At 59.5% G+C, this 14,160-nt stretch carries 10 protein-coding genes; 4 read left to right on the forward strand and 6 right to left on the reverse strand.

Annotated features, from left to right (window positions below):
- Nucleotides 1-182: 182 nt before the first annotated feature.
- The 3 genes from GGD46_RS12525 to GGD46_RS12535 form a co-directional block, all read right to left on the reverse strand.
- Nucleotides 183-1,499, reverse strand: coding sequence for a M23 family metallopeptidase (locus tag GGD46_RS12525; RefSeq protein ID WP_184704186.1), 1,317 nt, complete (start codon nucleotides 1,497-1,499; stop codon nucleotides 183-185).
- A 115-nt stretch (nucleotides 1,500-1,614) separates the two neighbouring features.
- The gene (locus tag GGD46_RS12530) at nucleotides 1,615-2,445 is read right to left on the reverse strand and encodes a ferritin-like domain-containing protein (RefSeq protein WP_184704189.1); all 831 of its coding nucleotides are present in this window, start codon (nucleotides 2,443-2,445) and stop codon (nucleotides 1,615-1,617) included.
- Between the two features lie 4 nt (nucleotides 2,446-2,449).
- Nucleotides 2,450-2,932 carry a peroxiredoxin gene (locus tag GGD46_RS12535; RefSeq protein ID WP_313206296.1) on the reverse strand — a complete coding sequence of 161 codons (483 nt, stop codon included), beginning with the start codon at nucleotides 2,930-2,932 and terminating at the stop codon, nucleotides 2,450-2,452.
- Nucleotides 2,933-3,062: 130 nt separating this feature from the next.
- Between GGD46_RS12535 and GGD46_RS12540 the strand changes: the two genes are divergently transcribed.
- Nucleotides 3,063-6,479: an AsmA-like C-terminal domain-containing protein gene (locus GGD46_RS12540; RefSeq protein ID WP_184704193.1), complete on the forward strand. Its 3,417-nt coding sequence runs from the start codon at nucleotides 3,063-3,065 to the stop codon at nucleotides 6,477-6,479.
- A 38-nt stretch (nucleotides 6,480-6,517) separates the two neighbouring features.
- On the opposite strand, the gene GGD46_RS12545 is transcribed toward GGD46_RS12540, so the two are convergent.
- Together GGD46_RS12545 and tyrS are read right to left on the reverse strand one after the other, a co-directional pair.
- Nucleotides 6,518-6,844: a hypothetical protein gene (locus GGD46_RS12545; protein WP_184704195.1), complete on the reverse strand. Its 327-nt coding sequence runs from the start codon at nucleotides 6,842-6,844 to the stop codon at nucleotides 6,518-6,520.
- 180 nt (nucleotides 6,845-7,024) lie between these two features.
- Nucleotides 7,025-8,281 carry a tyrosine--tRNA ligase gene (gene tyrS, locus GGD46_RS12550; RefSeq protein WP_184704197.1) on the reverse strand — a complete coding sequence of 419 codons (1,257 nt, stop codon included), beginning with the start codon at nucleotides 8,279-8,281 and terminating at the stop codon, nucleotides 7,025-7,027.
- 298 nt (nucleotides 8,282-8,579) lie between these two features.
- Between tyrS and GGD46_RS12555 the strand changes: the two genes are divergently transcribed.
- A complete protein-coding gene (locus GGD46_RS12555; protein ID WP_184704199.1) occupies nucleotides 8,580-11,093 on the forward strand; it encodes a caspase domain-containing protein in 2,514 nt (837 codons plus the stop codon).
- 234 nt (nucleotides 11,094-11,327) lie between these two features.
- Complete coding sequence (locus GGD46_RS12560) at nucleotides 11,328-11,843, forward strand: GNAT family N-acetyltransferase (protein WP_184704202.1); 516 nt, start codon at nucleotides 11,328-11,330, stop codon at nucleotides 11,841-11,843.
- 113 nt (nucleotides 11,844-11,956) lie between these two features.
- Here GGD46_RS12560 and GGD46_RS12565 read toward each other — a convergent pair whose 3' ends face one another.
- Nucleotides 11,957-12,634 carry an alpha/beta hydrolase gene (locus GGD46_RS12565; RefSeq protein WP_047633174.1) on the reverse strand — a complete coding sequence of 226 codons (678 nt, stop codon included), beginning with the start codon at nucleotides 12,632-12,634 and terminating at the stop codon, nucleotides 11,957-11,959.
- Between the two features lie 233 nt (nucleotides 12,635-12,867).
- Here GGD46_RS12565 and GGD46_RS12570 point away from each other — a divergent pair, with 233 nt between their 5' ends.
- Entirely contained in the window at nucleotides 12,868-14,034 is a 1,167-nt protein-coding gene (locus GGD46_RS12570) for a cysteine desulfurase family protein (RefSeq protein ID WP_184704204.1), read from the forward strand.
- The last annotated feature ends 126 nt before the right edge of the window (nucleotides 14,035-14,160 follow it).

Genomic DNA, 14,160 nt, shown 5'->3' on the forward strand with positions numbered 1-14,160 from the left:
CGTCTTGGTTCGGTCGAACACCATGAATCGACACGCAACAACGTGCCGGAATGCAGCGCGACATAGAACCAAATACCTGCGAAGTCAAGGAAAGCGGGCGCTTCTATAGGCCTGAAGTTAATTCCTGGCGCAATTTTCAGATTAGTGTCATCTTTGTTGCGCCTATGTCACAATTTTGGCGGCTAAATTGCGCCCATTCCACTGATGTAACTTGCAAGCTTCGTACCGGCATTGATGAAATACATCGGATCCACGGGGAGGCCGTTTTCCCTGACCTCATAGTGCAGATGCGTTCCCGTCGAGCGGCCGGTGCTGCCGGCGAGACCGACTATGCCGCCGCGGTCGACCTTGTCGCCAATCTTGACGAGCACCTGTTCCATATGGCCGTAGCGGGTGGATATTCCGTCGCCATGATCAATCTCGACCATGTTGCCGTAGCCGCCCGTCCAGCCGGCCGCTACGACCTTGCCGGGAGCCGTCGCCTTGATCTTTTCACCGGGGCTGAAGTGAAAATCGGTGCCTGTATGGAGAGCCAGCGTGCCAAAGAACGGGTCCTTGCGATTACCGAAAGGGCTGGTGACGAGCTTACCGGGTGCGGGGTTGCGGAACGGCAGGCTTTCTGCTGCGCCGCGTACGGTCTCCAAATGCGTCAGCGCGGTATCGAGGTCGGCCATGGATTGCTCGAACTGATCGACATTCTCCGGCGCGGCATAAGGACCGCCAACGCCGCCGTCTTCGTCCTTGCCGGCGGTACTTGCCACCCCATTCGGAAGCTTGATGCCGACATTGTGCATGATTGACTGAATTTCGTTTGCCGTACCGGAGGCATCAGCGGTGAGATTGCGGATGCGGGTCAATTGGTCCTGTTCGATATGCTTCAGCGAAAGCGTCACCTTGGAGAAAACCCGATCGGCTCGATCCGCGACGGTTTCCGGAGCAGGAACATAGGCGAGGGTGGAGTTGTCAGGCGTTGCGTCCGCAGGCTTGCCCGAGGACAGAAGCTTCTCGATTGCCTTCGGTGCCGTCAGTTGCGCATGCTCATTCTTCGCCGCTGGCGCATTGACATCGGTCCGGGACCCCTTGTCCGTCAACCCGGAGCTTTCGGCCCGGTCGAGCAAGGCATTGAGCTTGCCGCCGCGTGAAGAGAGTTGCTGCTGCTGCTCGATGAGTTTGTCGACCTTTTCTTCCACCACCTGCTGATCGAGAAGCTGGCGGGAGGTAACGCGATCGACCTGCGCGCGCAGCGCGGCGATGCGATCTTCATAGTCGTATTGCATGCGGGCCTGGCGCGCCATCGTCGCACCGATCAGATCATCGCGCAGGACGAGGTAGGAGGTCGCCAGGAGGTAGCCAATCGAAAGGATACCGACCATACAGACGGCCAAAGCCGCCATCCACGGGCGCACGGTCATATGGCGCACCATATCGCCGCTGGCGAGGATGATGGTGTGATGGCGCTTTTGTTTGCCGAAAACCCGGTTTTGAGGCCTTGCTGTCACCGAGACTCTCCCAATCGATGCCTTTTGGCATCCAATGGAAGTACACGGTATTATGGTTAACGAATGCTTTCTGTTTCAGTATTGATTGCCGGAAAAAGTGAGTTTTATCAGTATATCATGCGTTGCTTGTGGAGGTCAGCGAGCGATAGAACGAGGGCGTCAGCCCGGCTTCGGCGCGCGCTATGTCATTGAACGGCGCCTTCAGCGAACCGCGGAAGTTTGCGCGAACCAATTCCTGGAATGTGCGGGCAGGATCGCGCTTCTCGCGCGCGCAGAGAAATCGGAACCACTTGGCGCCGACGGCGACATGGCCCTTTTCGTCGTTGTAGATGACATCGAGCACGGCCGCACTTTCCATGTCGCCGGTCTCGCGCATTTTTGTTTGCAGTGCGGGCGTCACGTCCAGCCCTCTGGCTTCGAGGATCAGCGGTACGACTGCGAGGCGAGCGGTGAGATCGGTGCGTGTCGCGTGCGCGGCCTGCCAAAGACCATCATGGGCCGGCAGATCGCCGTAGTCGGCACCGAGTTCGCGGAGACGATCTCGAACCATGCGGAAATGTTTGGCCTCCTCGAAGGCCACCTGCATCCAGCCATCGAAGAAGGAGTTCGGAACCGGCTCGGTTGCGAAGCGCGCGACGATGTCGAGGGCGAGGTCGACCGCATTGAGCTCGATGTGGGCAATCGCATGCAGCAATGCGATGCGGCCCTTCAGCGTATGCAGAGAACGCTTCTCCATATGCTTCGGCGGCACTAGCTCCGGGCGCTCCGGCCGGCCGGGACGATCGGCAAGCGGCGGATCAAGCGGCGAACGCAGTGACAGGGTGCGCCCAAACCAGCGCGTCGCGGATTCCTGCGCAAGCGCAGTCTTGCGATCAAGGTCGGCAGAGCGAATGGCGGAGATCGCGCCGCCACGCAGCGATGTAATCGCATTGGGATTGCCTGTCATGCCGTCAAAGCTCCTTTGCGGCAGCAAAAACATCCTCTGCATGGCCGGCGACCTTGACCTTATCCCATATTCTGGCGATCCGCCCGCCTGCGCCGATCAGGAAGGTCGTGCGGACGACCCCCATATAGGTGCGGCCATACATGCTCTTTTCCCGCCAAACGCCATAAGCCATTGCCATTGCCTTTTCCTCGTCCGCAGCCAGCGGAATGGAGAGGGCATGTTTCTTGACGAACTTGTCGTGGCTTTTGACCGAGTCGGGCGATACGCCGAGAAGGGCAACGCCGATCTTGGCAAAATCGGCTGCCAGCGCCGTGAAGGAAATCGATTCGGTTGTGCAGGCGGTCGTGTCGTCTTTGGGATAGAAGTAGATAACCAGCGGTTTCCCCGCAAAATCGGCCAGACGCACGTGTCCGCCACCGTCACGCGGAAGATCGAAATCTGCCGCTTTGTCGCCAATTTTCAGTTCAACAGGAGCAAGTTCCGTCACAGGAAAACCTTTCTTTTGCCGGTTTTTTAGATGACACACGGGGTGAGCCATATATACTGATCAGGTATGGCGTCCACATGGGACGCGGCGTCACCAAAAAAAATGCTGAGAACGAAAGGGACGCACAGGAGTGATCCGAGGCGAAAAGGTAACATTCCGCAAAAAGGATCTCGTGTCACTCGACCATTTGCCCTCCGCTCAGGTCGATGACCCGTTGATCGTGCATGTGCCCGAGCGCTCCCGCCGTAATCGTTCTCATGTCTGGCATGTCTGCCGTATCACGCTGGTTTTCTTCACGTTTCTCGCCATCATCCTCGGGGCGGTGATCGTCACCATAGAAAGCGGTGTTTTCGACCAGCCACTGTCGCAAAAGGCACAGATCGCGCTCGATAAGGCAATCGGCCCGCGCTACAAGGCAGAGGTCGGCGCGACCGCTGTCCGCTTCACATCAGACCTACGTCTTGCGCTTGAGGCGCGGGACGTCAATGTCGTCGATCAGGATAGTGGCAAGCATCTATCGACCATGTCGGTGGTCAATATGGAGCTCGATCCGTTCGCACTCGTCGAAGGGCGCGTGGAGGTTGCGAGCGTGGCGGCGGAAGGCATAGCGCTCGATACGTCGCTGTTGCCGCAGGGCGATCCTGTGGATCTCACCGCATTGCGCGTGGATGCGCTGCCGAAAGCGCTGATCGCCGCCTTCGACAATCTCGATTTTCTCCAGCGGTTCGTGCAGCGCGGCGGTACGAATTCCGTGCATATTTCGGGCTTCTCCGTAAAGCTGGCGCGCGCGGAAGCTGCGCCCATAGCGCTCGTCGTAGATAACCTCACGTTCGAGCGGGCAGAGCAAAACCAGCTGCATCTTTATGGGCAGGTTGCCGTCAATGGCTCTGTGGCGACCTTGGATATCAAGGCTGAGCAGAAGGAAGCCGGCCGCACGTCTTCGCTGATCGCGAAAATTGCCAATCTCGACCTCACGCCGCTGACGATGGTTTATGATGTGTCTGGCGCTCCGCGTCAGGGCCTCATGAGCTTTGCCGATGTGACGCTCTCGGCGGCCAAGGGGGACGCCGGCGTCGATCCGAAACTTGAGACATCCGTCAAGATGCAGCCCGGCACACTCTACATGGATCGCGATCCACAGGATCTGACCGCGGCAAGCCTCAACCTATCCTATAATTTCGATCATCAGACTCTTGAGATTGCGCCATCGGAGGCGCAGTTCGCACGGACCATCGTGCCGTTTTCCGGCGCACTTATCGATCTCGATCGTGTCGATGCGAATGCCGGCAAGGGCTTCGGCATCGATTTCCTGATCAAGAACGGCACCGCTGCCTCTTCGGTTTCCGGAGAGAAGCCCGTAAGCTTCGACGGCCAGGCGACCGGACGTTTTCTGGCGGCAACGAAGGAGTTTCAGTTCGATAACCTCGGCGTATCGACGCCGTTGGGTGCGCTGTTCGGCTCGCTGCATCTGAAGCTCGGAGACAGCTCGCCCGAAATCAGTTTCGGCGGCCGCGCGGATAAGCTTGACACTACTGCAGTCAAGCAGCTGTGGCCCTTCTGGATGGCGTCGAAACCCAGGACCTGGGTGGAGAACAATCTTTTCGGCGGCTCGGTCACAAACGCGATCATATCCGTTTTCATTCCAGCCGGAAGGCTGAGAGAGGCGTCGCAAACCGGCCGACTGCAACTCGGCCCTAATGAGCTGCATATCGCCTTCGATATCGACGGAGCGCGCCTCAACGTACCCGGCGACATTCCACCGCTGCGCGATGCGAAGGCGCATTTCGACCTGACCGGCCCTAAGATGGCGGTCGATATCGTCAGTGCGACTTCCTATTTTCCGACAGGGCGCACAATAACGCTGAACAACAGCAACTTTTCGATCCCCGCCACATACGACAAACCCTTGATGGCCGATCTGGATCTGACGATTTCCGGCGCTGGCGATGCCATCGGCGAATTGCTGACCTACAAGCCTGTTCAGGCGTTGCAAAGGACCGAATTCAAGCCGGAGGATTTCAACGGCAAGATCGTCGCGAAGATCGACGCGCGGATCGGCCTGATCAGCGACCAGAAACCGCCACCGCCCGACTGGCAGGCCAAGCTGACGCTAATCGACGTCGATCTGCTGAAGCCGATGAACAATCGCAAGATCACCGATCTGAATGGCGAGATCGACGCCGATCCGCAGTCGGTGCAATTGCAGGCCCAGGCTCAGATCGATGGCATTCCCGCGCAGATCAACATGGTCGAGCCCACCGACAGCAAGTCGACCGTCAAGCGCGGCCGGGTGATATCGGCAACTCTGACCGATGCTCAACGCAACAATGTTCTACCCGGTTTGCGCGACATGATCGACGGACCGGTCAAGATTGAGTTGACGCGCATCGACGATGAGCATCAGGGCGTCAAGGTCGATCTGGGCAAGGCTGCGTTGACGGTGCCCTGGATCGGATGGTCGAAAGGCAGCGGTATTCCGGCGAGTGCACAGTTCGAAGCGTCTGGTTCCGACAATCAGATGATGCTGAAGAACTTCGTGCTCAAGGGGGATGGTTTCGGCGCAGGCGGCGATCTCGTGATCAGCAAGGGGACCTTGACCTCAGCGAACTTCAGCGAGGTGAAGCTCTCGGCACTCGACGATTTCGGACTATCGCTGAAGCATGGCAAGGGCGGCGGCTACGATGTCTCGGTGTCCGGAAACTCGGCCGATATCCGCCCGATTCTCGCACGTATCAAATCATCATCAGGTGGGAAGCAGGGATCCGACGATCCCGCGAGCACAAGCGCGACCGTTCGCGTCAATCTCAACAAGGTTGTCGGCTTCAACGATGAATCGATCGGCAATCTCAAGGGGGTCTATTCCATTTCCGGCGGCAAGACGACGGCTGTCGATTTTGCCGGCGTTACCCGCAGTGGCGAGGCATTTGTCACCCAGATGAGCAAGGGCAACAATGGCGTGATCCGCATTACCAGCGGCGACGCGGGCGCGGTGGCGCGCTTTACCGACCTCTACAAGCATTTGCAGGGCGGCCTGCTCAATCTGTCGCTGCGCTCGATCGGGCAGGACGACTGGGACGGCTCGCTGGATATCCGCAACTTCTCCATCATCGATGAGAAAAAGCTGTCGACCATCGTTTCGACGCCAAGCGGCAAAAACGGCAAGAGCCTGAATTCCGCCGTGAAGCAGAATATCGATACGCGTGCGCAGAGCTTTGAGCGCGGCTTCGCCCGGCTGGTGCTGCGCGATGGGACACTGGCGGTCGAGAATGGCGTCGTGCGCGGTGTGCAGGTCGGGGCAACCTTCCAGGGGACCGTCAAGGACGCCAACGGCAAGATGGATCTGACCGGAACCTTCATGCCCGCTTATGGCCTGAACCGCCTGTTCGCGGAGGTTCCGATCGTGGGCTTCCTTTTGGGCAATGGCAGCGATCGCGGCCTGATTGGCATCACTTTCAGGTTAACCGGCAGCTTCGACAAGCCGACCATGCAAATCAATCCGCTGTCGATCATCGCGCCAGGGGTGTTCAGGTCGATATTCGAGTACTGATATCGCCTGATACTATAGAGCGGAAACTCCACAAACGATCATTGTTCTTCCTTCAATCGCGCCCGAATAAGGTTGGGTCCACCGTTCATCCGTCTGGCGAATGGTCGATCGGGATCGACAAAGCGCCAGAAGGGTGCAGTACCGGTTTGGCTGATGTGCACCAGATGTCGCCGAACGGTGACGGGACAACAGGCATCGGCGCCATATTGCGCTGCAAGCGATTTTCTTACAGCGGCCACTTCGGACAATTCGCCCGGAGGTGCTGCTCGCAGCATGCGGGCGACCATGTCTTCGCTCGGGATCAACATGCTTTGAGTTTGGCTATGACCTTTGCGTCTCGTCTTGATGACAGGCAATTCGTCCATAAGGCACCTCCGGAATGTGGATCTGATCAGAGGACGTGCAGACGTGTCGGGTGCCGACATTGAAAAGCAGAAAAGCTTGCACGGTTCGTAATCTTCGATCGCATCACGCGTCCGAGTTAAGTGTAAACAAAAAGCCGGCGGGAAGCGCCGGCTTTGTTTCTTCTTAGGTTGCTCGATTACTCAAGCAGCCGGGCGGATCAGGATGTGCTTCTTTTTGCCAAGCGACAGCTTGATGACGCCATCGGCGGTGATTTCACCGGTGCCGATGACCTTGCGTTCATCGCTGACGGGCTCGTCGTTGATGCGCACAGCGCCGCCCTGAACGTGGCGGCGTGCTTCACCGTTCGAGGCGGCAAGGCCGGCGCGAACGACCAGCGACAGAAGCCCGATTCCGGCTTCGAGTTCGGATGCCGGCACATCGACCGATGGAAGGTTTTCGGACAGCCCGCCTTCCTCGAAGGTCTTGCGTGCCGTTTCGGCTGCCTGTTCGGCCGCTGCGCGGCCGTGAAGGATTGCCGTGACTTCGGTGGCAAGGATCTTCTTGACCTCGTTGAGTTCTGAGCCCGCGATGGCGGAAAGTCGTGCGATCTCGTTCATCGGCAATGTCGTGAACAGTTTGAGGAAGCGCGGAACGTCCGCATCCTCGGTATTGCGCCAGTACTGCCAGAAATCATAGACCGGCAACAGATCGGCGTTCAGCCAGACGGCGCCGGAGGCAGATTTGCCCATTTTAGCGCCGGAAGAGGTCGTCAGTAGCGGCGATGTCAGTGCGAAGAGTTGCTTCGTCCCCATGCGGTGACCGAGATCGATGCCGTTGACAATGTTACCCCACTGATCCGAGCCGCCCATCTGCAGGCGGCAATCGTAGCGCTTTGCGAGCTCGACGAAATCGTATGCCTGCAAGATCATGTAGTTGAATTCGAGGAAGGATAGCGACTGCTCGCGGTCGAGGCGCGTCTTCACGCTGTCGAAAGACAGCATGCGGTTGACCGAGAAGTGACGGCCGACATCGCGCAGGAACTCAAGATAGTTCAGCGAGCGCAGCCACTCGGCGTTGTTGATCATCAAGGCCGCATTGTCCGGCCTGTCGTAGTCGAGGTAATTGGAGAAGCAGCGCTTGATCGAGGCGATGTTGTCCTCGATCATGTCGATGGTCATTAGCTTGCGCGCCTCTTCCTTGAACGAGGGGTCGCCGACCATGCCGGTGCCGCCGCCCATCAGGGAGATCGGCCGGTGGCCGGTCGCCTGCAGCCAGTGCAGCATCATGATCTGGGTGAGATGGCCGACATGCAGGCTCGATGCCGTCGGATCATAGCCGATATAGGCTGTTACGGTTTCCTTGGCGAAAAGGTCGTCGAGGCCCGTTTCATCGGAAATCTGATGAATGAAGCCACGCTCTTGCAGTGTGCGCAGGAAATCGGATTTGAACTCAGCCATGATCTTGGTCTCTCGACGCCGCGGTAAGGTCGTGCGGCGAACTCACTATTGTTGAATGTTGCCGGGCGCGTTTAGCATTGATTTGCCGGCGCGTCACCATTTTGGTTTGATGCAAAGGCCCGGTTTTGGTAGCCGGGCGGGGCGGTCGGCGCCATTTGTAATTTGGCGCGTCTCAACGTGAATGCACCGTAACATCGCCCCGATACTGCCCGGAATATGCCGCGCAATCGCCTGAATCGAAGCCTAACCCTTTGTTATTGATCCCGTGTGCGCCACATGTTTCGTGAAAGAAACCGGTATGTCACCTTTGCTATCGATGATAGGATTGTCATTCAAAAAGACGATCTCTGCACTCCTCGCCCTGATGTTGGTTTTGGCAGGCGTTGTTGCCGTGAGTCCAGCCCAAGCGCAGGGCTCTCCTGAAAAGAGAATAGCGTTTGTCGTCGGCAACGCGGCTTACAAGGCTGGCGCCTTGGCGACGCCTGCCAATGACGCCGGCCTCATTGCGCAGACGCTTCAAGCCGCCGGCTTCGATGTGATCGGCGCGCGCGACCTCGATCAGAATGGGTTGCGCGACGCGATGAGGGACTTTCTGACGAAAGCGAACGCGTCAGGCCCCAACACCGCCGTCTTCGTCTATCTGGCGGGCTACGGGGTGCAATATCAGGGCGACAACTATTTCGTTCCTGTCGATGCGCAAATGGCCAATGCCACCGATGTGCCGGTCGAGGCGCTGCGGATTACGGACTTCACCAAGTCGCTGGCATCGCTGAACAATCGCGGCAGTATCGTCGTGCTCGATGCGGCGAGAGCCAATCCATTTGTTCAGTCCAATCAGCCGCTCGCAGGTGGCCTGGCGCTGGTCGATCCTGATGCCAATCAGCTGATCGCCTTCAATGCGGCGCCCGGAACGGTCGCGCCGCAGGAGGCAGGTCCTTACGGCTCCTATGCCCATGCGCTGGCGGAAATGATACGTGTCGGCGGGCTCCCGCTCGATGACGTGTTCGATCGGACGCGACTGCGGGTTAGCGATCTGACCAAGGGCGCACAGATTTCCTGGGATGCTTCCAAGTTCAAGAACGCCTTTACCTTCTTCGATCGTGGCCCCGCTGCGCCCTCGGCCCAGGTCTCCAGCTACGACAATGCCGCGATCCGGACCAAGGCGATCCGCGATTTCGACGAGCGCGATGCCTACTTCGCCGCACTCGATCGCGATACGCTGCAAGGCTATGAGGATTTCCTGGCCGCCTATCCGAATGATGCCATGGCAAAACGGGTGCGCGCCATCGTTGCTGCCCGCCGCGAGGCAATCACCTGGCGCGAAACCTGGCGTGCCGATACGCCCGAGGCCTACTGGTCTTACCTGAGGCGCTATCCACGCGGTCCCCATGTGTGGGATGCGCGCCGGCGTCTTGATCATTTCGAGGCAGCGCTTGAGCCACCGCCATCGTTTGCCGTGATCGAGTATGACGTACCGCCGCCACCGCCGCCGGAGATCGTCTATGTCGACCGGCCCGTGCTCTATTTCGACGATGCCGACTTCGGCTATGCGCCGCCGCCGCCTGTCGTCTTTCTGGCCCCGCCGCCGCCGGACTTCGTCGTGCTTGCGCCGCCTGCGCCAGCGGTCGATCTCTATGTCTTGCCGGAGCCGGTTTACGTTCCCGTGCCGGAATGGGTCGAACCGCCCCGCGATATCGCGCCGCCGGAAAACAACGTCATCTTCAACAACATCCACAATACCGTTGTGAACAACACGGTGGTCAACAACAACACGACCGTCAACGAGAACGGTGCCGCTCCGGCAGCGCCAGGGCTGACGACGGGGCAGAAGTTGGTCGGAGCTGCCGTCATTGCCGGTGCAGGTGCTGCGGCACTGCATGTTGCCTTGCCGCCCTCGGTGCAGAAGAAGGCTGCGGTTCTGCAGAAGCAGAATCCCGCCGCTGTCGTCAAAACCGCGCCGGGGGCTGCTCCGGCTGTAGCGCCGTCGGCCCAGCCGCAGGCGCAGACGGGAAATGCCGCTCATGCGCTTCCGGGTGCAAATGGCCAACCACTGCCGGCTGCCGGCAAGTTGCCGACCACACCCGGTGCCACACAGGCGCAAAAACCTCAGATCGCACCGAACGCCGTGCAAAATCCGGCCGTCGCGACTCAGCCAGGCCAAGCGGCCACGAATGGCAATGCCCACGCCCTTCCGGGAGCCAATGGTCAGCCGCTGCCGGCAGGTGGCAAGCTTCCGGTTACTCCCGGTGCGGCTCAGGCAAACCAGCCTAAACCCGGCCAGCCGGGCTCGAACGCCAATGCGCATGTGCTTCCCGGTTCCAAGGCGCAACCCTTGTCGCCTGCCGGCAACGCGCCTTCGGTAAAGGGGCAAAATCCGATTGCCAAAACCCCTGTACCTCCGGCTGTTCCCGGCGCAACGCCGAACTCCGTTGCCGCCGCACCGAAGCCCAATGCGCACGGGCAAGCAGTGAAGCCGGCGTCGCCTACCATTGCCGCCAAGGTTCCGCCGAAGCCGAAGGCCGTTATCAACAACCGGCCGCCGCAAGTCAGCAGCCAGCCTCGCGTTGTTGCACAGCCGCCTCGGCAGGTTAATCCCGTGGTCTCGCAGCAACCACGGCCGGTGCCGCATGCTGCCGTTCAGGCGAGAGCGCCGGCGGCAGTGCAGCAGGCTCAACCTAGGCCTCAGGCTCAGCCGAGGCCGCAACCGCAGCCCCAACCCAAGATCGTGCAACAGAAGCCACCTGCGCCTCCGCCGCAGAAGCCGCCGGAAAAGAAGAAGTGCGGCGAGCCCGGCCTACCTGCATGTCACTGATCTCTGCCTGCCGGTGATCAATAAGACTGACCAGTCATATGAAGGCCCGCTTCGGCGGGCCTTCTGATTCAGGACGGCCGTCTTACTGATTTGAAGTCATCTGGCGCCAGATCAAAAAGTTGAGGCGGAGGAAGCGGATCTGCGAGACCGTTACGCGCTTTGGCGCTCGGCTTCCGATCGATACTGGCGTATAGGTTGCAGCGGCTTTGGATCCATTGCGAAACAGGCAGGCAAATGAGTGACACCATCATTCTCGAAACCCCGCGCCTCGTTCTGACGATGTGGGATTGTACGGATGCCGCTATGATTCGGCAGCTGCATTCCTCGATCGAAACGACGCGCTACCTGTCGGGCGCCGCTCCCTGGACGATAGAGAAGGCAGAGGAGCGGTTGAAAAGCTGGTTCGATGAACATGCGCGAGACGGCACGACCAAATACAAGATGCTGCGGCGCGACGATGGGCGCTTTATCGGCCGAGCCGGCTTTTCGCGCTTCCAGGAGTGTGGGCGGGGCGAGTTCGAACTCGGCTATTCGCTTCGTCAGGATGCCTGGGGCAACGGCTACGCCACGGAGATCGCCGGCGCACTGGCGAAGTGGTTTTTCAGCCGCGGCTTTGCCGATCGGTTCATCGCATTCACGCACCCGGAAAACGTTGCTTCGCAGCGGGTTCTCCAGAAAATCGGCATGCAGTACGAAGCACCGATCGTCGTCAGTGGCGCTCCGGGACTTTGTTTCAGGATGTCGCGCTAGGAGCAGTTCCGGGAAAAGTGCTCAGCCGAATTCCGTCCGGAATACGCAAGCAATAAAAAAGAGCGTTTCCGCGTTTCAGAGAACCGCGGAAACGCTCTGAGAGGAGACGCCTCTTAGCGGATGCGCTTGGCGGCCGGTTCTGGCACCAGTTCGCCGTTCAGGCGGCGATCGAGATAGTCTTCGCATTCGCCGAGCAACGTTTCGACCTGGCCGTTGAAGAAGTGGTTGGCACCCGACACGACCTTGTGCGTGATCAGGATGCCCTTCTGGGTCTTCAGCTTCTCGACGAGACCGTTGACGTCCTTTTCCGGAGCGACCTTATCGGCATCGCCGTTGATGATCAGGCCGGAAGACGGGCAGGGCGCCAGGAAGGAGAAGTCGTAGATATTCGGCTGCGGCGCGATCGACATGAAGCCTTCGATCTCCGGGCGGCGCATCAGCAGCTGCATGCCGATCCAGGCGCCGAAGGAGTAGCCGGCGACCCAGCAGCTTTTCGAATCTGGGTGCAGGCTCTGCACCCAGTCGAGCGCCGATGCTGCGTCGGACAGCTCGCCGGCGCCGTGATCGAATTCGCCCTGGCTGCGGCCGATGCCACGGAAGTTGAAGCGAAGAGTGGTGAAACCGCGCTTCTGGAACATATAGAAGAGCTGGTAGACCACCTGATTGTTCATCGTGCCGCCGAACTGCGGATGGGGATGAAGAATGATGGCGATCGGGGCGCTTTTTTCCTTCGAGGGCTGATAGCGACCTTCGAGGCGGCCTGCGGGGCCGTTAAAAATAACTTCGGGCATCGATACTCCGGCTCTTCTTTTTCTGCGTTCAAACCCAACGGCACGCAGCAAGTTGACTTGACGAATGCGCTCAAGTTTTCTAGAACGCAGTTTAGAACAATTCGAAACTTGATGCGGTGTTCCGCGCGTTGCCTGTTCAACGCTGTGTGGAACGTGTCATAAGGCATGCCCGGCTGAAATTTCAAGGAAAATGAGCCAGGCAGACAAAGCAACATGCAGGCAGGAAGACGATCATGGCGGCGACGCGCCTTTATCTCGACTGGAATGCCACTGCGCCCCTTCATCCGGCGGCGCGGGATGCAATGCTACGTGCGATGGATATTCAGGGCAACCCCAATTCCGTGCATGGGGAAGGTAGAGCCGCCCGCGCTGCCGTCGAGGCTGCACGTCGTCAGGTGGCAAGCCTTACGGGTGCCGAATCCGCTCATGTTGTCTTCACCAGCGGCGCTACTGAGGCGGCCAATATGGTGCTGACGCCGGAATTCCGCATGGGGCGCACGCCACTTGTGGTCAGCCACCTCTATATGTCTGCGGTTGAGCATCCCGCTGTTCGCGAGGGTGGACGATTTCCGAAAGCTGGAATCAGCGAGATTCCGGTGACATCGGGCGGTGTCGTTGATCTTGCCGCGCTGGAAGCGACGCTGTCGGCCCATGATAAAGCCGCGGGGATGCCGATAGTCGCGATCATGCTCGCCAACAACGAGACCGGAATCCTGCAGCCCGTTGCGGAGGCGGCGCGGATCGTTCAAGCCGCTGGCGGTCTCTTCGTCGTCGACGCGGTTCAGGCGGCCGGTCGTGTGCCCGTCGATATCAATGCCATCGGGGCGGATTTTCTCATCGTATCCTCGCACAAGATCGGCGGCCCTAAGGGCGCGGGTGCGCTCGTCTCGCGCGGAGAAGTGCTGATGCCGAAGCCGCTCATCCATGGCGGCGGCCAGGAAAAGGGCCATCGTTCGGGTACGGAAAACACTTTGGCAATCATCGGTTTTGGTGCGGCAGCGGAAGCGGCCGTTGCAGACCTCGACGGTCGGAATGCCGAGATCGGCGCGCTGCGGGATCGGCTCGAAGAAGGCATGCAGCTCGCGGCGTCTGACGTCATTATTCACGGCAAGGATGGCCCGCGCGTCCCGAATACCAGCTTCTTCACCTTGCCGGGTCTGAAATCCGAGACCGGACAGATTGCCTTCGATCTCGAAGGCGTCGCCATTTCGGCCGGATCGGCCTGCTCGTCAGGCAAAGTCGGCGAAAGCCATGTGCTCATGGCGATGGGATGCGATCCGAAGCTCGGAGCGCTTCGCATTTCGCTGGGCTCCACCACGAGCGCTGAGGATGTCGATCGTGCCATTGCGGCTTTCGCCCGCATCGCCGGCCGACGCAAACCGGTGGGTGCCGCGGCCTGACGGCCACAAATTTGCGGAAATGGAAATTTCCGCTTGCCAAGTGGGCTGAAAAGTCCCTTTTGGCCGACTACATAGGGGGCAGACAAAAGTCTGCTGTAACGTTGACAAGCTGCCGGACCTTGGATC

Origin of the sequence: Martinezella lusitana, from assembly GCF_014207095.1 — a bacterium.
Classification (GTDB): domain Bacteria; phylum Pseudomonadota; class Alphaproteobacteria; order Rhizobiales; family Rhizobiaceae; genus Rhizobium; species Rhizobium lusitanum_B.

Coding starts and splice junctions, on each gene's coding strand:
- GGD46_RS12570 (WP_184704204.1), top strand. CDS start 12,868: ATGGCGGCGACGCGCCTTTATCTCGACTGGAATGCCACTGCGCCCCTT.
- GGD46_RS12560 (WP_184704202.1), top strand. CDS start 11,328: ATGAGTGACACCATCATTCTCGAAACCCCGCGCCTCGTTCTGACGATG.
- GGD46_RS12530 (WP_184704189.1), bottom strand. CDS start 2,445: ATGACAGGCAATCCCAATGCGATTACATCGCTGCGTGGCGGCGCGATC.
- GGD46_RS12555 (WP_184704199.1), top strand. CDS start 8,580: ATGTCACCTTTGCTATCGATGATAGGATTGTCATTCAAAAAGACGATC.
- GGD46_RS12565 (WP_047633174.1), bottom strand. CDS start 12,634: ATGCCCGAAGTTATTTTTAACGGCCCCGCAGGCCGCCTCGAAGGTCGC.
- GGD46_RS12545 (WP_184704195.1), bottom strand. CDS start 6,844: ATGGACGAATTGCCTGTCATCAAGACGAGACGCAAAGGTCATAGCCAA.
- tyrS (WP_184704197.1), bottom strand. CDS start 8,281: ATGGCTGAGTTCAAATCCGATTTCCTGCGCACACTGCAAGAGCGTGGC.